Source organism: Methylobacterium sp. P1-11 (genome assembly GCF_008329595.1).
In the GTDB taxonomy this organism is placed as follows: Bacteria; Pseudomonadota; Alphaproteobacteria; order Rhizobiales; family Beijerinckiaceae; genus Methylobacterium.
Map to the genome: position 1 here is coordinate 90,146 of NZ_NPKS01000002.1, position 15,104 is coordinate 105,249.

Below are 15,104 nucleotides of genomic sequence, written 5' to 3' on the forward strand. Positions count from 1 at the left end.
GTGACTCGCTTCAACATCTCTTAAGCGGGCGCAAGTACCTTCAATGCTCGACAGGTCAGTCGAGTGTAGAGCGTATCATGACCGAACCGAGCCGCCCGAGAGTGAAGTACGTGATCGGGCCCGACGGCAGCCCTCTGACGATCGCGGATCTTCCGCCCCCGAGCACCCGTCGCTGGGTGATCCGGCGCAAGGCCGAAGTCGTGGCCGCGGTGCGCGGCGGCCTCCTCAGCCTTGAGGAGGCATGCAAGCGCTACACGCTGACCACCGAGGAATTCCTAAGCTGGCAGTTCTCCATCGACCAGCACGGCCTCGCCGGCCTGCGGACGACCCGGATCCAGCATTACCGGCATTGAATCCCGGCGTCCTGGTTGGACACCGTCGTTCCGGGGCGCTTCTGGCGATCCCGGAACCCACAAACATCGAGGGTACAGAAACCCGGCGCGTCGGCGGTTCTGGGTTCCGGGCTCTGCTCCGCGGTCCCGGAATGACGCGACGGCCCCTCCCGAAGCGACGACCTTCGCCGGAGCGGGCTGAGCGAATCCGAGAGCCCACGAAGCCGCGTCCGGACCTCCGGACGCGGCTTCGTGGCGTTCCGGCACCCGCCTTCTTGCCCGCCGGACGCGTGGCATTAACGCCTCGCTAACCACGACCTGGGCAATTTCTGCCGAGCGGGCCGCTGGGGTCCGCCAGCGTTAGAGTGCAGCGAATCCGCCCGTGAAGCCGGTCCTCGATCTCGTCACGAAGTTCGGACCGGCCCGGATCGCCGCCATGGTAGCGGTGACGCTGACCCTCATCGGCTTCTTCGCCTTCATCATCCTGCGGGTCTCGCGCCCCGATATGGGCGTGCTGTTCTCCGACCTGTCGATGCAGGATTCCGCCTCGGTGGTTCGCGAACTCGACAGCCGCGGGATCCGCTACGAGACCCGCGGCGACGCCGGTCAGACCATCCTGGCGCCCCGGCCGGATCTCGCGAAGCTGCGCATGGACTTGGCCGGCAAGGGCCTGCCGACCCAGGCCGGCGTCGGCTACGAGATCTTCGACAAGGGCGACGCATTCTCGTCCACCAACTTCGTGCAGAACGTGAATCACCTGCGCGCGCTCGAGGGCGAGTTGGCCCGCTCGATCCGGGCGATCGGCCGGGTCCAGGCGGCCCGCGTCCATCTCGTCCTGCCGGAGCGCCGCCTGTTCGAGCGCGACCGGGAGAGCCCAAGCGCCGCCATCGTGCTGAAGCTGATGGGTGACCTCGACGCCGGGCAGGTGCGGGCGATCCGCCACCTCGCGGCCTCGGCGGTCGAGGGTTTGAAGCCCGAGCGGGTCTCGATCGTCGACGAGCGCGGCCGGCTGCTGGCCGACGGTGCCCGGGACGCCGCGACCGACGTCGCCGGCGGGTTCGAGGACCGGCAGGTCGCGCTGGAAAGGCGCCTGCGCGGCCAGATCGAGGACGTGGTCGCCGGCATCGTCGGCCCCGGCCGGGCCCGCGTTCAGGTCAGCGCGGAACTCGACCTCAGCCGAGTCGAGAGCCGCTCCGAGACCTTCGATCCCGAGAGCCGCGTCGTGCGCTCCGCCCAGACCCGCACGGAATCGGCGGTCACTGGCAATGCCGAGGGGCAGGTGAGCGTCGGCAACGAGCTGCCCGGCGCCAACGGCGGCGACAAGACGCCGACGCCCAAGGACGCGACCAATAAGAACGAGGAAACCACGAACTACGAGATCTCCCGGGTCACCAAGACCGAGATCGCCGAGGGGGGCCGGATCAAGCGCTTGTCGGTCGCCGTGGTGCTCGACGGAGTCTACGCCACCGCGCCCGACGGCAAGCAGACCTACAACCCGCGCACGCCCGCCGAGATCGAGCGGATCACCGCCCTGGTGCGCGGCGCGGTCGGCTTCGACAAGGCCCGCGGCGACCAGATCGAAGTGGTGAACCTGCGCTTCGCGGAGGCTCCGAGCGTGCCGCAATTCACCGAGCCTACGCTGATCCAGTCGCTGCTCGCCCCCACCAAGGAGGACGTGCTGCGCATGGCCGAGCTCGGCGTCCTGGCGCTGCTGACCCTCATCGTCCTCCTTACGGTGGTCCGCCCCCTGTTGCGCCAGGTGCTCGCACCGATGCCGGACGAGCCGGCCCTGACCCCGTCAGGGCTGGCACTCCCCGGCGACGCCTCCGCGATCGCCGGCCCGGGCGGGACCGTGACGGTCATCGACCGGGACAGCCCGACGGCGCGGCTGATGGAGTTCGCCAAGATCAACGGCCAGGTCCAGGCCGAGACGGTCCAGCGCGTGGTCGACATGGTCCGGGCGAGCCCGTCCGAGACCGTCGAGGTGCTGCGCACCTGGATCCAGGAAGAGTGAAGCGTAAGGCGTCGAGGGCAGAACGATGGCGGCAGGTGCGGCACTGGGTCTGGGGAACACGCTGGCGACGGCGGGCGGCGATTCGTTCGCATCCATGCCCGGTCCGCAGCGCGCCGCCGCGCTCCTGCTGATGCTCGGCGAGGAGGAAGGCGCGCCGATCTGGCAGATGCTGGAAGAGGAGGAGATCAAAAAGGTCAGCCACGCGATGGTCCAGCTCGGCACGCTGGAGGCGCAGACCGTCGAGAGGCTGATCATCGAGTTCGTGACGAAGCTCGGCAACAGCGGCGGCATCTCGTCGAACTTCGAGCGGACCGAGGCGCTGCTCCTGAAAATCTTCCCGAGCGACCAGGTCTCGCTGATCATGGCGGAGATCAAGGGCGCGTCGGGCAAGCGCGTCTGGGCCTCGATCGCCCAGGTCGACCCGGAGATTCTCGCCTCGTTCCTGCGCAACGAGTACCCGCAGACCGTGGCGGTGGTGCTGTCGCGGGTGCGGGCCGACTACGCCGCCAAGGTGCTGACCATCCTGCCCGAAGATTTCGCCATCGACTGCCTCAACCGGATGCTGCGCATGGAGACGGTGCAGAAGGAGGCCCTGCGCCACATCGAGGAGACCCTGCGGGTCGAGTTCGTGTCGACCATCGCGCAGACCCAGCGCCGCGACGCCCACGAGATGATGGCCGACGTGTTCAACGCCTTCGATCGGCAGACCGAAGGTCGTTTCCTCGCCGCCCTCGACCAGGCCAATCGCGGCTCGGCCAAGCGCATCCGCGAGCTGATGTTCACCTTCGAGGACCTGCTCAAGCTCGATCCGGGCAGCGTCCAGACCCTGATGCGCAATATCGACGGCGACACGCTGTGCCGGGCGCTCAAGGGCGCCAACGAGCCGACCCGGGCCTTCTTCATGAAGCAGATGTCGACCCGCGCCGCCAAGAACCTCACGGACGAGATGGCCTCGCTCGGGCCGGTTCGGCTCAAGGAGGTCGACGAGGCGCAGGCGAAGATGACCGAGACCGCCAAGGACCTCGCCGAGAAGGGTGAGATCATGATCGCCAAGAATAGCGCCGAGGAGGAACTGGTCTATTGAGCGCCCAATCCGCCCGGAGCGCCAAGCCGTTCCTGTTCGAGACCGATTTCCGCAGCGCCCGCCCGAGCGCCGAGTCCCGGCGCGCCGCCGAGGCCGCCGCCCATGCCGAGGCGGAGGCCCATGCCCGCGGCGTCCAGGAGGGGCGGATCCAGGCGGAGGCGCAGCTCCAGGGACGGCTCGCCGACGCCGTGACCCGCTTGGCGCTGGCCGCAGCCGGCCTGATCGCCCAGGCCGACGCGCGCGACGCCGAGCGCGAGGCGCAGGCGGTCGAGGTGGCCATCCTGATCGCCCGCAAGGTGGCGGGTGATGCCCTCGACGCCGCCCCGCTCGCCGGCATCGGCGAGGCGGCCCGGACGGCGCTCCAGCATCTGCGCGGCGTGCCGCACCTGGTGGTGCGGGTGCATGAGAGCTTGGTCGAGGAGGCCGAGATCCTGGTGAAGCGCCTCGCGCGCGAGCGCGGCTACGAGGGTCGCCTCGTCGTGCTCGGCGACCCCGACATGGCCGCGGGGGACGCCCGCATCGAATGGGCGGACGGCGGCATCGTGCGGGAGCGCGCCCGCATAGAGGCGGCGGTGCTGGACGCCCTCGGCCTGCCGACGAGCCCGTGAGGAGATCCTGATGTCCGACGATTTCAGCCTGCCCCAGCTCGGCGAGCACGACACCGACTACGCCGCGGGCTCGATTCGCGACGCGCCCACCACCCCGAAGACGGCGGCGGACCTGGAGCAGCTCTTCGACGTGCCGGTGATGGTCTCGGCGGTGCTCGGCTCCGCCCGGATGCCGATCGGCGACCTTCTCCGGCTTGCGCCCGGCGCGGTGCTCGAACTCGACCGGAAGGTCGGCGAGGCGATCGACGTGTTCGTCAACAACCGGCTGGTCGCCCGCGGCGAGGTCGTCCTCGTCGAGGACCGGCTCGGCGTGACGATGACCGAGATCGTCAAGGGTGAGTGATGTTTCGGTGCGGACGCCGGGTGGCTGTCCGCGCCACGGTATTTGAGAGGGACGAACCATGCGGCTCCTGATGATCGGGCGGCTCAACGGCGAGCTGATCACCGCTTCGAAGATCGCCATGCAGCGCGGCGCCGCCGTGACGCAGGCCGACGCCGTCCCGCAGGGCCTCACCGTCCTGCGTGCGCGGGGCGCCGATCTCATCATGATCGACGTGAGTCTGCCGATCCGCGAGCTCGTCACCGCGCTGGAGGCGGAGCGGATCCGTACGCCGGTGGTCGCCTGCGGCGTCTCGGCGGACGCCTCGGCCGCCGTGGCGGCGATCCGGGCCGGCGCCAAGGAGTACATCCCGCTTCCACCCGATCCCGAGATGATCGCGGCGGTTCTGGAGGCGGTCGCCACAGATCGAGCCGCCTTCATCTGGCGCGACCCGTCCATGGAGCGGGTGGTCAAGCTCGCCGAGCAGGTCGCCCGCTCCGAAGCCTCGGTGCTGATCACCGGCGAGAGCGGCACCGGCAAGGAGGTGCTGGCCCGCCACGTGCACCAGAAGTCCAACCGGGCAGGCAAGCCCTTCGTCTCGGTGAACTGCGCCGCGATCCCCGAGGCTCTGCTCGAATCCGAGCTGTTCGGCCACGAGAAGGGCGCGTTCACTGGCGCGGTCGCCCGGCGCATCGGCCGGTTCGAGGAAGCCAATGGCGGGACGCTGCTCCTCGACGAGATCTCCGAGATGGATGTGCGTCTGCAGGCGAAATTGCTGCGGGCGCTGCAGGAGCGGGTGATCGACCGGGTCGGCGGCACCGCACCGGTGCGGGTCGATATCCGCGTGCTCGCAACCTCGAACCGCAACCTCGCCGAGGAGGTCCGCAAGGGCACGTTCCGCGAGGACCTGCTCTACCGGCTCAATGTCGTCGCCCTGCGGCTGCCGCCGCTGCGCGAGCGTCCGGCCGACATCATCGAACTCGCCACGCACTTCGCGCGGAAATACGCCGCGGTGAACGGAATGCCGGTCCGTCCGCTCTCCGCGGAAGCCCGGGCGCTGGTGCTGAAGAACCCGTGGCGCGGCAATGTCCGCGAGCTGGAGAACACGCTGCACCGGGCTGTGCTGCTCGCCTCGGGCGACACGATCGGTCTGGAGGCGATTCTCTCACCCGACGGCGAGACCTTCGCCGCCGAGGGACCGGCGGCGCGCGCCGCACAGGTTGCCGAGGCCGCCACCCGTGGTCTGGTGGGACGGACGGTGGCGCAGGTCGAGTGCGACCTGATCCTCGATACCCTGGACCATTGCCTCGGCAATCGGACCCACGCGGCCAAGATCCTCGGCATCTCGATCCGGACCCTGCGCAACAAGCTCAACGAGTACGTCTCGTCGGGCCTCGATGTGGCCGAGCCAGGCGGGGTCCGGGCGAACGTCGCCTGCGGCTGAGTGCGGCTCAGTTTCGCCGCTTCGCAGCGGCGTCACTCCGTCAGCCCGGGGCCGTGCAGCGGAGCCCGGGACTCAGACACGCCGAGGCGCGAGAGCCGAGCGCCGGCAGTGTCTTTGGCTTCCGGACCCGCCTTCAGCGCCGCGGAACGACCGTGCGTCCTGTCAGCCGTCCAAACTCGTCACGGATATGAATGGGCGCGCGCACCCGCGCCGAAAAGGGGTCGGAGCGGAATCGGCCCGCGGGGCTCTAACGCCGCCCGCTCTGTGCCGCCTTATGGGCTTCGGTCTGGGCCGCGAAGGCCGCGTCGAGCTTGCGCAGGGATTCGTAGCGGGCCACATCGCCCTCGACGTCGCGGATCGTCTCTTCGACGAGGTGGCGCTGGAGGGCGACCCGCGGATCGTCCGGGGGGAACGCCTCCCGCTCCTGCAGCCGGAGCACGGCCTGCCGGACGACCGTGTAGACCGCCTCGCGCTCCTCACGGGTCATCGACGGCTGAATCGCCTTCGCGACGAGATCGGAGAAATCCGACATGAATCGTTAGACTTCGCTCATCCAGGGGCACCCGGGTCCCGGGCCGCCTCCCTCTACAGGATCGCGCCGCCCGGGATCCAGATCCCGGGCGGCGGTCGACGCTACATCCTCTGGTCGCGGATGCCGGCGATCAGCAGCGAGGACGAGCTCCAGATCACCAGGAAGCAGAAGAACGACACCAGCAGGGCGTGGCCCCGCTCGGGATAGAGGCTGTCGGTAGGCAGGACCGGCGGCACGAAGGTGGCCAGGAAGATGTGCTGCTTGCTGGCCGAAATGCGCGCGCGGTCGAGCAGGCTGTGGGCCGATTCCTCGAGCTTCTCGGCGATCGTCCGTTCGACCAGCAGCCCTTCGTACTGAAGCAGCGCCTCGGTCAGATTCTGGCCGCCCGCGCTGGCATTGGTGCTCGTCAGCTCGTCCTGAAGCGCCTTCATCTGCTGGTCGATAGCCGCGATGTTGGCGACGTAGGTCTGGATCGAGCGTGAACGCTCGTCCAGATTCGAGCCGCGCAGGACCTGCAGGTCGTTCTCGGCCTTCAGCTTGTCCTTCCGCAGGAGCGTCAGGGTGGTCAGCGTCCCCTCGGCCGTCTTGATCGGATCGATCACGCCCCACTGATTGCGGAACGCTTGCAGCGCGACATGCGCCTTAGTCAGCCGATCCTGGGCGACCTTGGCGTCGGCCTCGGCCTGGGTGACCATGTCGGCCTGCGCACGCTTCGAGATGTCATTGATCAGCGCCTCCGAGCGCGACACCACCGCCTGGGCGATGGTCAGGGCATCCTCGGGCGTGAAGGCGCGCACGGACAGGCGGATCACGCCCGAAATCGAGTCGATATGCGCCTCGACGTGCTTGCGCCAGTATTTGGTCAGATCCTCGATCGGGTCGGTGGGATCGAAACGCGTCCAGAAATCGGCCTCGGGCCGGGAGAACATCTTGGAGATGCCGATGCTCTTCTCGAGCGCCTCGACCAACGTCTGGCTGTTGATGTAGTCGCGGACGATGAAGCTGTCCTGGCTGTTGTGCTTCTGAATTAGGTTCGTGTACTGGCCGAGCGAGATGTTCTCCATCGGCTCGACGTTGCCGCGGACCGCGAACTGGGCTTCCGCGACGTACTGGTTGGACGCGAACACGAACAGGTAGAGCCCGACCACGAGGGTCGGCAGGAGAACGAAGAAGCTGACACGGCGGATGATCCGTGCGCCGTAGGTCGAGGTGTCCTCCTCGCGGGGACGCAGGCCCGGCAGCCGGTTCCAGTCCAGGCGCTGCCGCACCGAGGCGACCAGCGCCCGCGCGGTGCGCTTCTCCGGCACCGGCCGGATCGTCTCCGCGCTGCGCCGCAGCTCCGTCATGGTCGGAGCGGCGAACGTCACGATCTCGCCTTCGCGCGTGTCGTCCTTGACGTCGTCGAAGCTCATCCGCTCATTGTTCCTGGGTCTGCGCCGGTTCCGCTGCCGCGGCGCCGGCCGAGGGGCGGCCCGTGCGCGGTTACCGGAATCCCGTTCTTTTAGGCCCTTTTTATGGCACCTCGCCCGGTCCGCCCTCGGCTGCTGCACCGCGGCGACGGGCGCCGTAGCCCAGGGCGGGTATCGCGGCCTACAGTCTCTGAATGATGACAGAACCGCATGTCACGGGCGTGGCCGGCCGCGCGGCCGGCCGCTCGGCCAAGACCAAGCTCTCCGAGATCGTCGTCGTGTGCGCCAAATGCGCCAAGCGGCAGGGCCTGCGCGGGCGGGACCTGTGCGCCCTGCTGAAGAAGGCCGGAAAGAAGGCTGCCCGGGACGGGGCACCGGGCCACCGGGGGAAGCTCTGCATCGTAGAGGCGGGCTGCCTCGGTCCCTGTCCGAAGCGCGCCGTGGCGGTCGCCACCGGGGCCAGCCTCGCCGCGGGCCGGGTCATCCTGCTCGACCCCGCCGCCGGCCCGGCCGAGGCGCTCGCCGCCGTGCTCGATCCCGTCCTGCCGCGCCGTGTGGTCCCCGAATTCGGCCCCAATACCGCTCTAGCGGCGGTACGACCCGACGAATCGCCGCCACTCCGCTGACCGGCGCAACCTGGAGCGCGCTCTTGCCCGCCTCTCGACGCGAGGCCCGCACACCGTGACCGGCGACCACGTTTCCCGGAAGCGGCGGGCGACCCACGCCGTGCTGCGCCGCCTCCCGCTGTTCGGCACCCTGATCGGCCTCGGCCTCGCTATCTGGCTCGTGGCGACCAACGATCTCGCCGCCGTGGCCACGGCCTTCGGGCGGATCGGAGTCGCGGGCTTTGCCGGCGTCACGCTGGTGAGGGTCCTCGTGATTCTGCTCTGCGGCCTCGCCTGGGCCCGAATCCTCGACGGGCTGACGCCGGCGGCGGCTTCGGCCTGCCTGATCCTGCGCTTCGTCCGCGAAGGCATCAACGTGCTGCTGCCCGTGGCCTCGGTGGGCGGCGACGTCCTCGGCGCGCGCCTCCTCACCTTCTGGGGTGTCGCCGGCTCGCTGGCGGCGGCCTCCGTCCTGGCCGACATGCTGTTCCAAGTCGGAACCCTCGCCCTGTTCGCCAGCCTCGGCGCGGGCCTCCTCAGCCGGGTCGAGGGCGCCGAGGCGGCAGCCCTCGCCAGCTGGACGCTGCGGACGCTCGCAGTGGCTGGCCTAGCGGTGGCGGCATTCTTCGCCCTCCAGCGGACCGGCATCGTGCGGATGATCGAGGATCGGCTCGCCGCCCTCGGCCGGCGCTTCGTCCGCGAGACCGAGGCGCGCCCCGAGCCGGCCCCACGGATCCAGGGCGCCCTGGACTTGGTCTGGGCGCGGAGCCGCCGGGGTCATCTCGCCCAGTCCTTCGTCCTACACGCGCTGGCCTGGCTGCTCGGCACCGCCGAGGTCGCGGTCGTCCTCGCCTGCATCGGTGTGGAGCATGTCGGCCTGGCGGACATCCTGGTGATCGAGGCGCTCAGCCAAGCGATCAAGGCGGCCGCCTTCCTGGTCCCGAGCGGGCTCGGCGTTCAGGAGGGCGGACTCGTGCTGGTCTGCGGGTTGTTCGGCATCGATGCGGGCACCGCCCTCGCCCTGTCGCTCGCACGCCGCGTACCCGACGTGGTCCTCGGCCTGCCCGCCCTGCTCGTCTGGCAGAACCTCGAGGCGCGCCGCGCCGGCGTGCGCCCGGCCACACCCAGCTGCGACCGTCCGTGACCTCACACACCCCAGACCCGACCCGTCCGACGCGCACCGTCTCGAAGTCGCACCGGCGGCTGCTCATCGTGGCCGGACTGGCCGGCGGCCTGCTCGCCGCCGGCCCCGCTTTGGCGCAGAGCGTCACCCTCGACCTCGGCGCCGGCGGCACCACCGAGCGGGCCCTGCAGCTCGTGGCGCTGATCACCGTCCTGGCGGTGGCGCCCTCCGTGCTCGTGATGGCCACGGCCTTCACCCGCATCGTCGTGGTGCTGTCGATCCTGCGGTCGGCGCTGGGCACCCAGACGGCGCCCCCGACCGCGGTGCTCGTCAGCCTCGCGCTGTTCCTGACCGCCTTCGTGATGGCTCCGACGGGCCGCGCGGCCTACAGCGCCGGCATCGAGCCGCTGATCGCCGGCCGGATCACGCAGGCCCAGGCGTTCGAGCGCGCCTCGGCGCCGTTCAAGACCTTCATGCTGCGCAACGTGCGCGAGAAGGACCTGAAGCTGTTCCTCGACCTCGCCAAGGTGCAGACGCCGAAGGGCCCGGAGGATGTCGGCCTCGAGATCGTGACACCGGCCTTCATGATCTCGGAACTGCGCCGCGCCTTCGAGATCGGCTTCTTGCTGTTCATCCCGTTCCTGATCATCGACCTCGTGGTCGCCTCGGTGCTGATGGCCGTCGGCATGATGATGGTCCCGCCGGCCACCGTCGCCCTGCCGTTCAAGCTGATCTTCTTCGTGCTGGTCGACGGCTGGACCCTGGTCGCCGGCTCCCTGGTCCAGAGCTACGGCGGATGATTGCGGCCGCGCCGGGCCGTCAGCCGGCGAGGGACGTCGCGTCGACGATCCGGATCGCCGCGAAGCCCTCCGCGTCCGACGGCGGCTCGAACAGACGGTCGACGGAGCGGATGCTCGCCTCCGGGACCTGCCGGTCCGGGGCGCGCCGCCGGTTCCGCTCGAAGGCGACAGAGAGCGGCGCGCGGATCCAGACGGCCTCCGCGGCGACGCCGCAGGCTCGCGCGACAGCGAGGATCGGCGCGCGGTGCCGCCTGCCGGGCAAGGCGGCGTCGAGGTAGACGCGGCCGGCCTGGGGCAGCTGCCGGGCGATCCAGGTGGACTTTCCGGCCCCCTGCAGGCCGCACACGACCACGAGCCGCTCCACCGAGTCCGCAGCGAGCGCCGCGCGCAGCGCCGCGAGGGCCAGTCGCCACGCCTCGGCGTTCCGTTCGGGCGTCCAGATGCGGCCGTCCTCGATCTCCAGGAAGGCGTCCGGGTCGATGACGACCGCCGCGCTCACCCGGGCGGCGCGCCGGGTGTTTCGGCGCTGCTCTGCTGCTGGCCGCCCTGCGGACCACCCGCGGGTGCCTCGGCGCCCGCACCCGGTGCCTCGACGCCCGCACCCGGTGCCTCCGGCCGGCCGCGATCGGGCGTGGCGGCGTCCGGGTACCGCTTGCGATACTCGGCCAGGAAGGCCGACAGGGTCTGGGCCTTCGTGGCGCGCGCCGCGATGTCCCGAAAGCCCGGTGCCCGGGTCGGGTCCGTGCCGGTCAGGAGTGCGAAGGTGCGGGCATCCGGGCTCGCCGCCATCCCCTGCGAGAACTTCGCCTTCAGCCGCTCCAGGCCGATGGCCTCGTGCGCGAGATCATAGGCGATGGCGGCACGCACGACGTCGGCGCGTGCCTGATCGTCCAGGGGCTGGCCGGACTGCCACGCTTCGCCGAGCAGCGCCTCGTGGGCTTCGCCGGCCTCGCGCCAGCGGCGTGCACCCCAATAGATGTCGGCGCGCAGACGCTCGATATCCGGGCCGCTCTCGCCCTCGATCGTCTCCAGCGCAAAGTCGGTCCGGGTCAGGTCCGACAGGGCACGGGCGCGGATCAGGGCGCGGGCGCGTTTGAGCTCGCCCGGCAGTTCGGGCAGCTCGGTGGCATCGAGGACCTTCAGCGCCTCCATGGGCTTGTCGTCCATCAGCCGCACCGTCGCGAGCCGCGCCGCCACCGAGGAACGGGCCGGGCCGGTGAGGCGGTTGTCGATCTGGTACTGCAGGAGGTCGGCGGCGGAATCGAGCAGGTCAAGGCTCACGAGGCGGTCGGCCAAGCGGCGCACCACCTCGTCACCGCGCCGCCCGATCGGGCTCAGTTCGCGGAAATCGAAGAAGAGCGCCACGGCCTCGATCCCGGAGAGCTTGTCGCCCTTGTCGGTGAGGTAGAGGCTCTCGAACGCCGCCTGCGCCTCCCGCGCCAGGGCCGCAGTGCCGGGGGCATTGGGCGCGAAGGCGTTGGCTCGGCGCACCGCCGTGAAAGCGTCGCGCCACCGGCCGGCCGCGAGATAGAGGCGGGCGAGACCGGCAGTGATGCCGTCCTCCACCGGGCCTCCGTGCCAGGTCAGGGCGAACCGCTCCAGCCGCTCGACGGCGGCATCGGGGGCCAGCTTGCCGGCAGCCCGGGCCAGGAGCGTCCCCCGGAGCACGGCCTCGGCCGAGACCGGACGCACGGCCGACTCGTCCAGGCGCGCATAGGCGTCCAGAGCCGCCTCGGTCTGGCCGGTCGCCTCAGCCACGCGGGCGCGGACCAGGGCCAGCCGGTCCCGGATCCAGGGCGACAGATCGCGTTCCGCCTCCGCCCGGGCGGCGGCGGTCTCGGCATCGCCGTTCTCGATCGCCGATTCGGCCGCGCTCGCCCGGATCAGCTGCGCGACATCCGCGGGATAGCCATTGGCCAGCGGCAGAACATTGAGGAAACCGGACTCCGCCGTCTTCCAGTCGCCCGTCCCGGCGGCCGCCATCGCGCGCCACAGAGCGGCCTCGCGATCATCGATCAGGAGCGGCACGCTGAGGGCCTTCAGCGCCTCGGCGTTCCGGCCGATCCGCACCAGGGCCATGCCCCGCAGGAGGGCGGTGTCGCGCTGTGCGGCCAGGAGGGGATCGTCGGCGGCCGCGATCTCGAGCGCGGTGAGGCCCTCGTAATCGAGGCCGTTGGCGAACTCTGCGCGTGCCAGGGCGAGCCGTGCCGGCCCGCGCTCGGACGGCGTCGCCGCGACGGCCGCATCGAAGAGGCGGCGCAGAGTTTCGCGGACGTTCCCGGATCTGGCGCGCTCCCAGGCCTCCATCGTGATTGTGAGCGCCCCTGCATCGGCGAGCACCACGTCCGGCTTGCGGGCCGCCATCGAGGCGGCAAGGCCGCCCTCGCGGCCGATCGAGACGCCGTCGAGCTCGGGCCGCACGGCCAGATCGTCAGAGCCGGCGAGCACCGCCAGGCCGTGCCGGCTCGGCAGGATCTCGAAATCGACGAAGCGACGGCTCTTCGGATTGCCGACCGGTTGCGCCGCCGCCGAGGTGACCACCGCGATCCGCTCGCCGTCGAGGGCGAGCCATGTCGCCGAGCCGGGTCGCGGCAGCGCGAGGGAGACGGCGATACGGCCGGACGGATCGGGCTTGCGGACCGGATCGATCGTGTCGCTCGGACTCAGCGTATCGCCCGCCGAGATTTCCCACGCCACCCCGTTTCCGGTGATGACGGCGTTCAGATCAACGAGGCGGCCGGACGGGATCGGGAACCGCAGAACGGTCAGCGGGCCCGTCCGGGCCGGCGGTCCCATCGGCGCGAGGCCTTGGCTCGCCGGTGGCACGATCACCGGCTCCGCGGTCTCGAAGGCCAGCGTCGCGATGCCGCCGCGCTCGAACAGGACGGCCGGCGGCAGGGACTGGAACGGGAAGACCAGACCGCTGCCGGCGCGGCGCGTCGGCGGCGCTTCGGGCGGGCGGGGCGCGGCGACCGGCGCCGCCGGACGTGGCGGGACAGGCACGGCCGGGAGCGGCGTCCCAGTGGCAGGGCCCGGCACGTCGACGGCGACCGCGGCTGACTCCAGCGGCTTGCGCCGGACCACGTCCACGAAGATGGCGCCGTCCTCCCGCTCGGTGCCGATCGTGTACCCGTCCTCGGGTGTAACGAGGAGGCTCGCCGAGGTGGCGTCGATCTCCGTCGCCAGCTTGGCAATGCCCGGCCGCGGGCGGCCGCGGGTCGCGCCAGGATCGATCGTCCAGGCACCGATCACCCGCACCCGCGTCGCGGGCCCTTCGGCGGTGACCACGGAAACGGCTTCCGCGGGCAGGCGCAGCGACAGCCGCGTCAGGGTCGGAAGCCGCGCCAGTTCGAGCGACAGGGGCCGGCGCACCGGTTCAGGGATCCGCGCCTTGAGCGCCTCCTCGGCGGCCCGAGCCCGGCGGGCGAGTTCGGCCACCACTTCGGGCGGGAGCGGCGGCGGAAGGCCGGACCAGCCCTCCGGCAGCAGGTCCAAGAACACGCGCTCGCCGGCCGTCTGGACGTTGAACCGAAAGGGTCGCTGCAGGGCGAGCCGGAGGCCGGTGCCGTCGGGGTCGCGGCGGACGCTGGCGACGAAGGCCGGCATCTCGTCGGCGAGATGCTCGGGCCCTGGGGCGATCCGCTCGCCGTAGCCGACGAGCAGCACGCCGCCGGCGAGCTTGGCCTTGAGCGCGACCGGCTTGTCGAAGGTCAGGACGATCCGGCCGTAGCCGCCGGCACCGCTGCCGATCTCGCTGCCCTTCGCGCCGATCAGCCGGGCGGCCAGGGCCGGGTCGACTGCCGCCAGCAGGGCGAGCAGCGCCAGCGACGCGGCCAGCAGCCGCGCGCCACGTCCTCGACCGACCCGGGGTCGCCCGCCCACCGATCCCATCGCCTCGCCGATCCGAACCCGGCGCGCGGCACCGCACGGGCCGCGGCGCGCGGCGCCACATCTCGGCGGGATCCTGCGGCACCGCGGCTAACGCTGGCTTAACCGTAACGGGAAAAGGCGGCGGAGCGCGGCGCGCTTCAAGCGCTGAGGGCGACGGCTCGGTCGAAGGCCTGCGAGAAGCCCGTCAGCGGAACCGTGATCCTGGCCGGATCGGCGCTGCCCGCCTTCTGAGCGATCACGGTCAGCGCCTTGGCGGTACGCATCCCGTCGAGGGCCAGCATCGGGAAGCTGATCGCCACGATGCAGCCCTCTGCGCCGCAGGTCGTGTAGGGCGCACCCTTGCCGAGGGCCTGCTCGTCGAGCTTGAAGGTCACGCCGGGCTCGATCGACATCCCGAAGGGCATCAGCACGACCCCCTCGGAGCGGCCGTTCGCGGGCGTCTGCAGTTCGAAGCCGAACTTGCGCCGGCCGGTCTGCGAATCGCCCTGCGCCTGCGCCACGATGCAGGTGACCTTCTCGTTCGGGCGCGTGCAGGTCATCGTCCAGTCGCCGTAGCTCTCGCTGACGGTGCTGGCCCCGGTCGGCCATACGGCGTGCGCTGGCGCCGCCGCATGGGTCGCGGCCTCCTCGGGCTTGGCGGCCTCCGGCGGCTTGGCGGCCTCCGGCGGCTTGGATGCCTTGTGAGGGGCCGGCTTCGCCCGAGGCTTCGGACGCGCCTTGGCAGGCGCATCGGCAGGAGCCTCGGCGGATGGGGCGGCCTCGGGCTCGGCATCCTGCGCCCGCGCCGCCAGGTTCGGGACCGCTATGAGCGCAGTCGCGATCAGGCTGAGACGCAGGAGCGCACGAAATGTCGGCATGGAATCACGATCCCCCGGAGCCACTGGACGGCAGTGCCGCCTAATGCCCAAGCCGGGGCGACGCAATCGCCGGACGCACCGTTGTC

14 protein-coding genes are annotated in these 15,104 nt (G+C 70.9%); 9 read left to right on the forward strand and 5 right to left on the reverse strand.

The window, feature by feature from the left end; translation table 11 throughout:
* The first annotated feature begins 77 nt into the window (after positions 1-77).
* The 6 genes from CIW48_RS02535 (at position 78) to CIW48_RS02560 (ending at position 5,801) form a co-directional block, all read left to right on the forward strand.
* Positions 78-353, forward strand: coding sequence for a DUF1153 domain-containing protein (locus CIW48_RS02535; RefSeq protein ID WP_007569077.1), 276 nt, complete (start codon positions 78-80; stop codon positions 351-353).
* A gap of 361 nt (positions 354-714) precedes the next feature.
* Positions 715-2,346 carry a flagellar basal-body MS-ring/collar protein FliF gene (gene fliF / locus CIW48_RS02540; protein WP_149308790.1) on the forward strand — a complete coding sequence of 544 codons (1,632 nt, stop codon included), beginning with the start codon at positions 715-717 and terminating at the stop codon, positions 2,344-2,346.
* Positions 2,347-2,371: 25 nt separating this feature from the next.
* Entirely contained in the window at positions 2,372-3,430 is a 1,059-nt protein-coding gene (locus tag CIW48_RS02545; protein ID WP_149308792.1) for a flagellar motor switch protein FliG, read from the forward strand.
* Positions 3,427-4,038: a FliH/SctL family protein gene (locus tag CIW48_RS02550; protein WP_091774983.1), complete on the forward strand. Its 612-nt coding sequence runs from the start codon at positions 3,427-3,429 to the stop codon at positions 4,036-4,038. Before CIW48_RS02545 ends, CIW48_RS02550 begins: the two co-directional genes overlap by 4 nt.
* 10 nt (positions 4,039-4,048) lie before the next feature.
* Complete coding sequence (gene fliN, locus CIW48_RS02555) at positions 4,049-4,381, forward strand: flagellar motor switch protein FliN (RefSeq protein WP_012321962.1); 333 nt, start codon at positions 4,049-4,051, stop codon at positions 4,379-4,381.
* Positions 4,382-4,439: 58 nt separating this feature from the next.
* Positions 4,440-5,801: a sigma-54 dependent transcriptional regulator gene (locus CIW48_RS02560; RefSeq protein WP_149308795.1), complete on the forward strand. Its 1,362-nt coding sequence runs from the start codon at positions 4,440-4,442 to the stop codon at positions 5,799-5,801.
* A gap of 247 nt (positions 5,802-6,048) precedes the next feature.
* Here CIW48_RS02560 and CIW48_RS02565 read toward each other — a convergent pair whose 3' ends face one another.
* Both CIW48_RS02565 and CIW48_RS02570 read right to left on the reverse strand, forming a co-directional pair.
* Positions 6,049-6,333, reverse strand: coding sequence for a hypothetical protein (locus CIW48_RS02565; RefSeq protein WP_091774992.1), 285 nt, complete (start codon positions 6,331-6,333; stop codon positions 6,049-6,051).
* Positions 6,334-6,434: 101 nt separating this feature from the next.
* Entirely contained in the window at positions 6,435-7,745 is a 1,311-nt protein-coding gene (locus CIW48_RS02570) for a capsule biosynthesis protein (protein ID WP_149308797.1), read from the reverse strand.
* A gap of 191 nt (positions 7,746-7,936) precedes the next feature.
* Between CIW48_RS02570 and CIW48_RS02575 the strand changes: the two genes are divergently transcribed.
* From CIW48_RS02575 to fliP, 3 genes are read left to right on the forward strand one after another with little or no spacing between them, the layout of a single operon-like run.
* Complete coding sequence (locus CIW48_RS02575) at positions 7,937-8,368, forward strand: hypothetical protein (protein ID WP_149308799.1); 432 nt, start codon at positions 7,937-7,939, stop codon at positions 8,366-8,368.
* A gap of 55 nt (positions 8,369-8,423) precedes the next feature.
* Complete coding sequence (locus CIW48_RS02580) at positions 8,424-9,491, forward strand: lysylphosphatidylglycerol synthase domain-containing protein (RefSeq protein ID WP_149308801.1); 1,068 nt, start codon at positions 8,424-8,426, stop codon at positions 9,489-9,491.
* Positions 9,492-9,550: 59 nt separating this feature from the next.
* A complete protein-coding gene (gene fliP, locus CIW48_RS02585; RefSeq protein WP_173009171.1) occupies positions 9,551-10,270 on the forward strand; it encodes a flagellar type III secretion system pore protein FliP in 720 nt (239 codons plus the stop codon).
* A 19-nt stretch (positions 10,271-10,289) separates the two neighbouring features.
* On the opposite strand, the gene CIW48_RS02590 is transcribed toward fliP, so the two are convergent.
* The 3 genes from CIW48_RS02590 to CIW48_RS02600 form a co-directional block, all read right to left on the reverse strand.
* Positions 10,290-10,769 (reverse strand): AAA family ATPase, encoded by a 480-nt coding sequence (locus tag CIW48_RS02590; protein WP_149308805.1) that lies wholly within the window; start codon positions 10,767-10,769, stop codon positions 10,290-10,292.
* Positions 10,766-14,161, reverse strand: coding sequence for a hypothetical protein (locus CIW48_RS02595; protein ID WP_149308807.1), 3,396 nt, complete (start codon positions 14,159-14,161; stop codon positions 10,766-10,768). The genes CIW48_RS02590 and CIW48_RS02595 overlap by 4 nt, the downstream gene beginning before the upstream one ends.
* A 137-nt stretch (positions 14,162-14,298) precedes the next feature.
* The gene (locus tag CIW48_RS02600) at positions 14,299-15,018 is read right to left on the reverse strand and encodes an invasion associated locus B family protein (RefSeq protein WP_149308809.1); all 720 of its coding nucleotides are present in this window, start codon (positions 15,016-15,018) and stop codon (positions 14,299-14,301) included.
* Positions 15,019-15,104 lie beyond the last annotated feature (86 nt).